Raw genomic sequence first — 10,637 nt, 5'->3', positions numbered from 1 at the left:
CCCAGGCGGCGATCCACGCGCGCCTCATCGCGACGACCCATGTGCAGTTCTTGCGTCATGTTCTTCCCCTTGTGCATGTTCAGATGTGCCATGTCAGTGCAAAGCCTCCCGTCAGGCCTTCGTCCTTGAATGAAGCCGGCGCGTGCAAGCCATGCGCCACGAAGGCTTCGTATTGCAATGGTCCTTGGCGTCCCCGCCACCCCACGGCGCCACCGGCCAGCCAGCGGCCGTCGTAAGACTCCGTGCCCAGGCCGGAGACACCTCCGACATCGATGGCGACAAAAACGTCATGCCCGCGCCACCAGGTGTGGCCCAGCTCGTTGCGGCTGAGCCAGCCGCGTTGGCCGCCCAGGCTGTTCTCACCGCTGAAACCGCGCACGGTGTGGCGGCCGCCGACACTGAACCAATCCAGGCTGTAGAGCGGCTTGTCGCTCCACTGCACGCGGTTCTGGGAGGACAGCCAGACCGGCTGGCGCAGCGAGGGAAACGACTGGTTGAGCCCGGCGGAGGCCTGCACCAGGCGGTAGGTCGGGCCCGGCGCATCGGGGCCGTCCAGGCCGGATTCGGCATTGAAGATGCGCAGGCCCTGCTTTCCTGTGAGCGAGAGGTTGACACTGCCGGCATCCAGGTAGTGGCGATGGCGCACGCCCAGTTGCAACTGGGACAGGCGGCGCTGCTGCACCATGATCTCGGCGTCCTCGATGTAGCTGTGGCGACGACGCACGCCCAGGCCGACGAACAGGTCCGTCTTGACCCGGTTGTCGCGCAGCACGGTGCGGGTCGCGTCGAGCTGGACGTCATAGCCGTCCCCGCTGCTCATGAATTCGAGCACGTCGCCTTCCACCTGCTGGTGGTAGCTGAATGTGTTGTAGCTGGCCTCGACCAGCCAGTAGCCCCAGGGAATACCGTAGTAGACGTTGTGGCTACGGGTGCCCTGCTGGGCGTCGTAATCGGAAGACCGGTTCCAGCCCAACTGAATCTGGTCCTGCAGGCCCAGCGGGTTGTTCCAGCCCGCCTGGGCCGCCCACTGGTTCTTGCCCGTGGCATCCCCGCCGCTGTCGTCCAGGGTGACACTGAGACTCCAGGGCCGCGTGGTGGTGACGGACACCTCCACATCGCTGTAGCCTTCCTGCTCGGACGGCTTGATCTGCATCTGCACGTCCTGCGAGGCCAGGCGCTTCATCTGTTCCAGGCCCTGCTCCAGGTCACGCAGATTGAGCACATCACCGTGACGGGCGGGAAAAGCGGTGCGCCAACTGCCCCGGTAGTCCTGGGGCAGGCGGATCTGGTTCAGGTAACCAGGGAAGAAATGCAACACCAGGGTGCCGCTCTTGAGGTCCTGCTCGGGGAAGGCCAGGCGCGACGTGACAAAACCGCGCGCGAGCAGGCTGCCATTGAGGTTCTTCAGCAACTGCGCCAGGCCCTGCTGGCCCAGGCAACGGCCTTGCCACGCGCGCAGTTCGTCTTGCAGCCAGCCGAAACCCGAAGGCACTTCACCTTCCAGGCGGATGTGATCAAGCTGGAAGCAGAAGTCTTCAGCCTGTGCTGCCGCGTCGGGAGATGCCTGGGGCTCAGGCAGATCAAAGCGGAAATCCGGCCGCTGCTCGCGACGCTGCTGCTCCTGGGCCTCGCGCTGCTGGCGGCGCAGCCATTCGTCCTGGGCGGCCTGGTCCAGGGCTTGCGCGCGCACCGCCCAGCAACCCCAGGCCCACAGAACCAACAACAGTACCCGCCACCCTCTTGCCATGCGCTTCACCACGCCCTTTGCAGCTCCCGGCTCCTAAGGCGCGCGCCCGCAACCTTTCAGGATGCGGTCACACGCCAAGGCCAGCCTTGTTGGCGCAAGGAACACCGGAGGACAGGAAAGGAGTACACGGGACACGCCGCGCGCATCCCGCACAAGCTGCCCAGGGCCGGTGAACCGGAGGCCCTGTGTGCCCGCAGCCTGGCAACCCCGCTGTCATGTCGCCTGGACGTAGACCGGTAGCTTTGCGACCCTGGCTTTCGCTCAGGTGTGCCTTGCCTTATGAATGGGAAGCGATCTTAACGAACGCACCATGGCAAACCCTGGGGTGCATATTTTGCAAGGTAAGGAGTTGTTTCTTTTTTTCAGAACGCCCGCCCCACCGTCAGATAGCCGTGCGTCTCCTGCGGCCCATCCAGCCCCTGGGCCACCCCCAAGCGCAGCTGGAGCCCAAGCACGTACAGCAGCTTCACCTCCCCCAACAACTCCACGCCCACGCCGCGCCAGTAGCGCGCAGGCGCGTCCTCGTCCCGGCCCCAGGCACCACCTACGTCATAGAACACGCTGGCCGAGAGGCGGTTGATGCCCACGGCGGGTGCCATGAGATGTCGGTCGATGTCGGCCAGGGGCGTGCGCCATTCGAGGCTGGCCACGCGGGCGTTGGCGCCTTGCAGTTCGGGCTCATCACTGCCGTAGCCACGCAGAGCGAGCGTACGGTTGCCGAGCTGGATGCCAAGTTGCAGGTTCTCGTCCGTCGCGCCGCCGAGTTGAAAGGGCTCTGTCCGTCCCTGGGCGCGGGCCTCGGTGTAACGCAGGCCCAGCACGCTGCGGCCCAGGGGCAGGAAACCACGCAGGTCGGCGCGCAGCATGCCGCCGTTGTAGTCCGCGTCACGGGGCAGGTCGTCACCATCCTCGCCTTTGAAGGGCGCATAACTTTCGTAGAGCAGCCGGGCATATACGCCCCGGTTCGCACCCTCGCTGTACCAGCTGGCACCCAGGCTGTCGTAGTCCATCACAGCGGCTGCGAGGCGGGTGTCTTCCATACGCCGCACGCTCTCGCTCTCCACGTCCACCCATTCGCTGCGCTCCAGCGCGGCGCCCAGGCCCAGGCTGAAGCGCCGCTCCAAAGTGGGCCACAAGGCCCTGCTCAGCCATTGCGCGTGGGTCTCGCGTTTGTAGGCCGTGGTTTCCGGGTCGTTGCTGCTCCCCGTCCAGGCGCGCGCCTCGACCCAGCGGCTCAGCGCCAGGTGATGCCGGCCCCGATACAGGTATTCGAGGCTGCCCACGGTCTCCTGCTGCGTGGTTTCCGCCGCCAGCATCGCGGCGTACTGGTGCCAGCCCAGGGCGTCGGCGCCATCGGTCTGCGCGCCGAAGGTGACGAGGCCATGGTCAGACGAGAGGACGGGCCACCACCAACGCGGGTACATGGAGCGCCAGGCGGCGTAGGAACGGGGGGCGCCCAGGTCCCCATCGTTCAAGGCTTGTGGGTTCGGCTCGCGCCCACCGGCCACCCGGCCCTGCGCAGCGAGCGACGCGCCCAGCTGAGCTGAGGCGGGGGCTGACGTTGTGACCCAAGGCGGCGCTTCACCCACATCCACCATGACGCTCTGCAAGGCTTGGGCCTCGGTCATGCGCCGCAGTGTGTAACCGCCCTGAGCCACGGCCACCAGGCCCAGGCTGCCATCGGCGGCGCGTCCGCTCTGGGCCGTGACACCGGTGTAGGCATGGCTCAGGCGCCACAGGCGTGCGCCTTCCAAGCGCCAGACATTGGGCACGCCGTCCTCGGCCAACACCATGGTCAGCCCCTCGCGGTCCTGCGCCAGGCCGTGGATGGGCCGGTCGCGGCGCAGCAGGGTGCGCGGTGCGGCCTGCGGCTGCGCCAGGTCGAACTGCAGGATGCGCCAATCGGCCCCCTGATGCGCGACGACGCTGACGCGGTCTCCATCGGCGGCCAGATCGCTCAGGTCCACGCCCGCAGGCGGCGCGTAGAGCAACCTTTCTTGCTTGCCCTGCGCATCCAGCCAGATCAGGCGCGTGGCGCCCGCCTCGTGCTTCAAGGCCACGATGCCGGCCAACACGCCCTGCCCCGCGAACACGGCACGGCGCAGGCGTGCGCAATCGGTGAGTTGCCGCAGGCCCCCGTCGCGCAAGACGTAGAGGTCGTAAGCCAGCGTCCAGGCATCACACAGATCGGGCTGGGCGACAAGCACACGGCCATCGGGCGCCGTCGTGACACGCGCCAGGGCGTTGACCTCGGCCAGATCGCTGCGCTGGCCATCCGCCGCGAAGCGCGTCAGTTGCGGCCGGCCCAGGCCATCGTCCAGCACGGCCAGCAGCGATCCGTCCGCCTGCATGGTGACCGAAGGAATGCGCAACAACGGCTCGGTCAAGACCGAGCCCATCACCTCGGGCTGGCGCCGGATGGCGGCGGCGCGTGTGTCCACCTGTGCCGCGAGGTCGGCCAGGAATTCCTCCCAAAGAAAATCCAGGGGCTTGCCGGTGATGGCCACGGGATTGCTATCCAGACGCGGCCAGAAGAGAAAATTGCCGCTGTAGCGCGTGACCCAGCGTTGCGGCGCATCGGCCCCATAACGCCGCACCAGGAAATCGTAGAAATAGGCCCCGTAGAGGTACTGCTTGGACAGCGGCAGCGCGCGGCCATTGGCGTTGAGTTCAAGCAGGCTGATGAAACCCCGATCGCGCTCGGCGCGCAGCCAGGTTTCGTAAGCTGGGGAATGCAGGCGCCCCTGCCCGGACCAGAGGCCATCGCCCTGGCCCTGCACGCCAGAGGCGCCGGGCGGACTGCTCTCCACCTGCACCGCCAGCCCTTCCAGCACCCAGGACGGATTGAACAGGTTCGGAATGAAGAGCGGCATGTTGCCGAAGATACGCTGCCCCAACTTGGGCACGCCCCGCACCTTGTCCAGGTGCACGGCGTGGGTCAGCTCGTGCACCAGCAGCAGGTCCAGCCAAGCGCTGTTCTCCAGCAGTTCGCCTTCGTCGGGTGGGGCCAGCATCACGGCAATCAGGCTGTAGGGCAACGGCGTGGCGTAGCCGTTGGCCAGGTCGGTCTCGCTGAGCACGAGGATCTCGGTGCGCCCACGCAAGCGCCACTGCAGGGCCTCGGTCACGCGCGGATAGGCCCGCTCAGCCGCGCGAGCCACGGCTTCGGCTTGGGCACGCTGCACGGCGCGGTAATGGACGCGGAAGTTGGCGCTGTCGGCTGACTGCCACTCGACCCTGGGGTCGGGGCTTTGCGCCAGCGCCCCGCCCGTGGTGCCGCACAGCAGCAAAACCAGGCCGAGCCTGCCCAGGAGGTTCTTCATGCGCATGTTCTCTCTGACTCCCTCTGACGAACGACTCACAACAGCGGACGCACCGCCGCCGCCGTTTCCCAGAGCAAGGGTAGCAAATCGCGCTTCAGTTCCTCTGCCGACAGGCGCGTGGTCTCGGCCACCACGTTGAGCGCGGCCACGGTCCGGCCCTGGTTGTCGCGCAAGGGCACGGCCAGGGCGTGCACGCCGAGTTCGTGTTCCTCGCTACTGAGGCAATAGTCTTCCTTGCGCGCGCGTTCGATCACGGCGCGCAGGGCGCGCGCATCGCTCAAGGTGTAGGCGGTCAGCCGGGCCAGTGGCCGGCCCTGGAGCCAGGCGCTGAACTCCGGCTTGGGCAAGGCGGCCAGCAGCACCTTGCCTGTCGACGTGGCGTGGGCCGGCAGGCGCGCGCCCAGGTGCAGGCCATACGGCAGCACGGTGGACGGCGCGCCGGCGTGCACCGGACTGCTGCGCGCGACGATGACCACCTCGTCCCCGCCCAGCACCACGGCCGAGAAGGATTCACCCGTGCGCAGGGCCAGCCGCTCCAGCGGCGCCTGCAGCACGCGGGGCAGGCGCGACGACGCCAAGTAGCTGCCTGAAAAGCGCAGCACCTTGCTGGCCAGCCAGAACCAGGAACCGTCGCTCTCCAGGTAACCCAGGTGGGCCAGGGTGAGCAGGTGTCGCCGCGCGGCGGCGCGGGTGATGCCGGCGCGCTGCGCGGCCAGCGTGGCGTTGAGGCGCTGGCGCTCGGTGTCGAAACTCTCCAGCACGGCCAGGCCCTTGGCCACGCCTTCGATCAAATCGGCCTTGGCGATCATCGACGGCTCCTTCATGCATTCCTTGCGCGATCATCGCGCAGTGGTGGCGATTGTCGCGCAAAGCTCAGCCACCCTGCGTGCTTCCGCAGTCGCGCGCCGCTACGCTACAGAGACACTGAGGCGGCGGGTTGGAAGCGCAGCGAAATAAAGGAGGAGACAAGGCGCAAGCCTTGGCGGGGGAGATTCGCGGAGCTTTCAGCCCACCGCCTCGCACGATCAAGCAAACGAACAGGAGACCCGCATGAGCTACCCCACCCGTACCCAAGTCGCCATCATCGGCGCCGGCCCGTCCGGCCTGCTGCTGGGCGCGCTGCTGCACAAGGCCGGCATCGACGCCGTCATCCTCGAACGCCAGAGCGGCGACTACGTGCTGGGCCGCATCCGCGCCGGCGTGCTGGAGCAGGTCACCATGGACCTGATGGACGAGATCGGCGTCGGCACGCGCATGCACAAGGAAGGCCTGGTGCATGGCGGCTTTGACATGCTGTTCCAGGGCCGTCGCCACCGCATCGACATGAACAAGCTCACTGGCGGCCAGAACGTCATGGTCTACGGCCAGACCGAGGTGACGCGCGACCTGATGGACGCGCGCAAGCAAGCCGGCCTGACGACCATCTACGAAGCCGCCAACGTCGCCATTCACGACTTCGGTACGAACAAGCCCCGGGTGACCTTCGAGAAGGAAGGCAAGACGCATGAACTGCAGTGCGACTTCATCGCCGGCTGCGACGGTTTCCACGGGGTCAGCCGCGAGACGGTGAAGAAAAGTGCCTCCGCATCGGCCATCCGCGAGTACGAGAAGGTCTACAACTTCGGCTGGCTGGGCGTGCTGTCAGACACCCCGCCCGTGCACCACGAATTGATCTACGTGAACAGCGAACGTGGTTTCGCGCTGTGCTCGCAGCGCAGCACCACGCGCAGCCGGTATTACCTGCAGGTGCCGCTGACGGACAAGGTGGAGCAATGGAGCGATCAGGCTTTCTGGGACGAGCTGAAGCGCCGCCTGGACCCCGAGGCCCGTGAACATCTGGTCACCGGCCCCAGCATCGAGAAAAGCATCGCCCCGCTGCGCAGCTTCGTCACCGAGCCGCTGCGCTTCGGCCGCCTCTTCCTCGCGGGTGACGCAGGCCACATCGTGCCGCCCACCGGGGCCAAGGGCCTGAACCTCGCCGCCACCGACGTGAAGTACCTGAGCGCCGCGCTGATCGAGTTCTACCAGGACAGAAGCGAAGCCGGCATCGACCACTATTCCGAGCGCTGCCTCAAGCGCATCTGGCGCGCCGAGCGTTTCTCGTGGTGGTTCACCAGTCTGATGCACCGCTTTCCCGAGAACGGCGAAATCGGCCAGAAGCTGCAGGAAGCCGAGCTGGACTACATCGTCCATTCCGAAACGGGCGCCCGCTCCGTGGCCGAGAACTACGTCGGCCTGCCGCTGGATTTCGGCGCCTGAAACCCCGCAGGCCGCACCCTGACGGCAAGCGCCCCCAGGGTTTGCACCATGCCCGAGGAGGATGCCTGGGGTGCTCCGGCCCTGCGGGCTCGCCCAGACCTGTGAAGGACGCCCCCGGCGGTTTGATCTGCGTCAAAGGGCGTTGCGACGAACCGTTTTGACTTGCTTACATCGGCCTGGATCAGGGGCCATCCATCCCATAATTTGTCGATGAGCAAGAAACTGGACGCCATCGACCGCAGGCTCTTGGCCCTGCTGCAGGAGAACGCGGAAACCCCGCTGGCCACGCTGGCGGAAGCCGTCAACCTCTCCACCTCCCCCTGCTGGCGGCGGGTGCAGGCCCTGCGCGAGCGCGGTTACATCACGCGCCATGTCGCGCTGGCGGACCGCGGCAAGCTCAATCTGGGTGTCACGGTGTTTGTCTCGGTCAAGGCCAGTCAGCACGACCCAGCCTGGTTTGAACAATTCCGCGACGCTGTGCGCCAGATCCCGGAAGTGCTGGAGTTCTACCGCATGAGCGGCGCCGTGGACTACCTGCTGCGCGTCGTGGTGCCTGACATCAACGCCTATGACGCGGTGTACCAACGCCTGATCCGTTCCGTGGCGCTGAGCGACGTGCGCAGCAGTTTCGCGATGGAAGAACTGAAGTTCACCACCACCCTTCCGCTGGACTATGTGAGCTGAGCCAGGGCGACTCCTGGCACGCCATCTTTTTTCAGCGCTCCCTCACGCCCTTGACGCCACCACGTTCACAGGTGGCTAGGCAGCAGGGTCAGCCGCGCCGACCCTTGCGCGGGGCCCCAGTCTCACGCGGCGGCAGGCCCGTGTGCTGGGTCAGCAGGCGGCCTTTGGGCGGTGGCGTCGCTGCAGACCTGGGTGCACCCGCAGCGGACCCCATGACCCGCGCCGTGGCAGTCGTCTTGCCCGGCGGCGTGCTGTTCTTGCGCCGCGCGCTCTGGTAGCCACCGTCCGTCATGGGCTGCCAAGTCGGTATCAGGTGCTGCTTGCCATTGCCGATCAGGTCGGCGCGGCCCATGGCCTTGAGCGCCTCGCGCAGCAGCGGCCAGTTGTTCGGATCGTGGTAGCGCAGGAAGGCCTTGTGCAGGCGGCGGCGCTTCTCGCCGCGCACGATGTCCACGCTTTCGGCACGGTCGTCGCGGTGAATGCCCTTGAGGCTGTTCAGACCCGTGTGGTACATGGTCGTGGCCGTGGCCATGGGGCTGGGGTAGAAGGTCTGCACCTGGTCGGCGCGAAAGCCGTTCTTCTTGAGCCAGATCGCGAGGTTCATCATGTCCTCGTCGCTGGTGCCCGGATGCGCGGCGATGAAGTAGGGAATCAGGTACTGCTTCTTGCCCGCCTCCTCGCTGTACTTCTCGAACATCTGCTTGAAGCGGTCATAGCTGCCGATGCCCGGCTTCATCATCTTGGACAAGGGGCCGCCTTCGGTGTGCTCGGGTGCGATCTTGAGGTAGCCGCCCACATGGTGCTGCACCAGTTCCTTCACGTACTCGGGGCTCTTGACCGCCAGGTCATAGCGCAGGCCCGAGCCGATCAGGATCTTCTTCACGCCCTTGAGCGCGCGCGCGCGGCGGTAAATCTTGATCAGCGCGCTGTGGTCCGTGTTGAGGTTCTGGCAGATGCCCGGATAGACGCAGCTGGGCTTGCGGCAGGCCGCCTCGATCTCGGGTGACTTGCAGCCGATGCGGTACATGTTGGCGGTCGGACCGCCCAGGTCGCTGATGACCCCGGTGAAGCCCTTGACCTTGTCGCGGATGTCCTCGACCTCCTGGATGATCGAATCCTCCGAGCGGCTCTGGATGATGCGCCCCTCGTGCTCGGTGATGCTGCAGAAGGTGCAGCCGCCGAAGCAGCCGCGCATGATGTTGACGCTGAAGCGGATCATCTCCCAGGCCGGGATCTTGGTCGCGCCATCATGACTGCCGTTCTCGTCCGCATAGCTCGGGTGCGGGCTGCGCGCGTAATGCAAACCAAACACGTAGTCCATCTCCGCCGTGGTGAGCGGGATGGGCGGAGGGTTGATCCAGACGTCGCGTGCCGTGGTTCCCTCGCCATGCGCCTGCACCAGCGCGCGCGCATTGCCCGGGTTGGTTTCCAGGTGCAGCACCCGGTTGGCATGGGCGTAGAGCACCGGGTCGGACTTGACCTGCTCGAAGCTGGGCAGGCGGATCACGGTGCGCTCGCGCGGCAGGCGCTTGATGCTGCCCCGGCCCTGCAAGGCCGGGTTGGCCATGAAGGTGATGGGCTGCACGGCCGGCAGGACCGCGACTTCACTCCCCGCCTTCTCGCCTTCTTCCTTGCTGCAACTCTGCCCCTGGGCCGCGGCCTGCTCGGACGTGGTCATGTACGGGTTGATGTGCTCCTCCACATGGCCGGGCGTGTCCACCTCGGTGGAGTCGATCTCGAACCAGGGGTCGTCACCCGGCGGGCTCTCGCGCCGCACAAAGGCCGTGCCGCGCACGTCGGTGATGTCCTGCACCGGCACCTTGGCGGCGATGCGGTGCGCCACCTCGACCAGGGCACGCTCGGCGTTGCCGTAGAGCAGCAGATCGCACTTGCTGTCCACCACGATGCTGCGGCGCACCTTGTCGCTCCAGTAATCGTAGTGCGCGATGCGGCGCAGCGAACCTTCGATGCCGCCGAGCACGATGGGCACCTCGGGGTAGGCCTCGCGGCAGCGCTGGCTGTAGACGATGGCTGCGCGGTCGGGCCGTTTGCCGCCCACGTCGCCCGGGGTGTAGGCGTCGTCGCTGCGGATCTTGCGGTCCGCCGTGTAGCGGTTGATCATGGAATCCATGTTGCCCGCTGTCACGCCCCAGAACAGATTGGGCTTGCCCAACGCCTTGAAGGGCTCGGCGCTCTGCCAGTCGGGCTGGGCGATGATGCCCACGCGGAAGCCCTGGGCTTCCAGCACGCGGCCCACCACGGCCATGCCAAAGCTCGGATGGTCCACGTAGGCGTCCCCGGTCACCAGGATCACGTCGCAGCTGTCCCAGCCCAGGCGCTCCATCTCGGTGCGGCTCATGGGCAGGAAAGGCGCCGTGCCGAAGCGCCTGGCCCAGTAGGGCCGGTAGCTGGTCAGCGACTTGGCGGCGCGGGGGAAAAAGGAAACGTCGGGGAAGGAGGACATGAGAATGCGGTCGGCCGTCCGGAAAGGAACGGACTGAACCCCCGATTGTCCTGGATTTGTGCTGGACTTGCGTGCGGACACGCCCGAAGCCCCGCCAGGTCACGCGTCCAAGCCATCAGGCCAGCGCTACATGACACCAGGGCGCATGCACGCCACTCCC

General features: G+C 66.7%; 6 protein-coding genes and 1 riboswitch. Of the genes, 2 read left to right on the top strand and 4 right to left on the bottom strand.

What is annotated here, in order from left to right; translation table 11 throughout:
* Positions 1-79: 79 nt before the first annotated feature.
* From AZ34_RS09465 to AZ34_RS09455, 3 genes are all read right to left on the bottom strand, one after another.
* On the bottom strand, positions 80-1,747 hold the full coding sequence (locus tag AZ34_RS09465; RefSeq protein ID WP_155831768.1) for a ShlB/FhaC/HecB family hemolysin secretion/activation protein: 1,668 nt from the start codon (positions 1,745-1,747) through the stop codon (positions 80-82).
* A gap of 197 nt (positions 1,748-1,944) precedes the next feature.
* Positions 1,945-2,029: riboswitch (cyclic di-GMP riboswitch) on the bottom strand.
* A gap of 80 nt (positions 2,030-2,109) precedes the next feature.
* Complete coding sequence (locus AZ34_RS09460; protein ID WP_155831767.1) at positions 2,110-5,070, bottom strand: hypothetical protein; 2,961 nt, start codon at positions 5,068-5,070, stop codon at positions 2,110-2,112.
* Between the two features lie 35 nt (positions 5,071-5,105).
* A complete protein-coding gene (locus AZ34_RS09455) occupies positions 5,106-5,879 on the bottom strand; it encodes an IclR family transcriptional regulator domain-containing protein (protein WP_035607443.1) in 774 nt (257 codons plus the stop codon).
* 241 nt (positions 5,880-6,120) lie between these two features.
* On the opposite strand from AZ34_RS09455, the gene pobA reads away from it, so the two are divergent.
* A complete protein-coding gene (pobA, locus tag AZ34_RS09450; protein ID WP_035607441.1) occupies positions 6,121-7,329 on the top strand; it encodes a 4-hydroxybenzoate 3-monooxygenase in 1,209 nt (402 codons plus the stop codon).
* Positions 7,330-7,551: 222 nt separating this feature from the next.
* Positions 7,552-8,013 carry an Lrp/AsnC family transcriptional regulator gene (locus AZ34_RS09445; protein WP_035611339.1) on the top strand — a complete coding sequence of 154 codons (462 nt, stop codon included), beginning with the start codon at positions 7,552-7,554 and terminating at the stop codon, positions 8,011-8,013.
* An 88-nt stretch (positions 8,014-8,101) separates the two neighbouring features.
* Here AZ34_RS09445 and AZ34_RS09440 read toward each other — a convergent pair whose 3' ends face one another.
* On the bottom strand, positions 8,102-10,477 hold the full coding sequence (locus AZ34_RS09440) for a YgiQ family radical SAM protein (protein WP_035607435.1): 2,376 nt from the start codon (positions 10,475-10,477) through the stop codon (positions 8,102-8,104).
* Positions 10,478-10,637 lie beyond the last annotated feature (160 nt).

Source organism: Hylemonella gracilis str. Niagara R (genome assembly GCF_000600295.1).
GTDB classification, from domain to species: domain Bacteria; phylum Pseudomonadota; class Gammaproteobacteria; order Burkholderiales; family Burkholderiaceae_C; genus Hylemonella; species Hylemonella gracilis_A.
Note: the sequence above shows the minus strand (reverse complement) of the source record. Positions and strands in the feature narration are given on the sequence as shown.

Coding starts and splice junctions, on each gene's coding strand:
- AZ34_RS09455 (WP_035607443.1), bottom strand. CDS start 5,879: ATGATCGCCAAGGCCGATTTGATCGAAGGCGTGGCCAAGGGCCTGGCC.
- pobA (WP_035607441.1), top strand. CDS start 6,121: ATGAGCTACCCCACCCGTACCCAAGTCGCCATCATCGGCGCCGGCCCG.
- AZ34_RS09440 (WP_035607435.1), bottom strand. CDS start 10,477: ATGTCCTCCTTCCCCGACGTTTCCTTTTTCCCCCGCGCCGCCAAGTCG.
- AZ34_RS09465 (WP_155831768.1), bottom strand. CDS start 1,747: ATGGCAAGAGGGTGGCGGGTACTGTTGTTGGTTCTGTGGGCCTGGGGT.
- AZ34_RS09460 (WP_155831767.1), bottom strand. CDS start 5,070: ATGAAGAACCTCCTGGGCAGGCTCGGCCTGGTTTTGCTGCTGTGCGGC.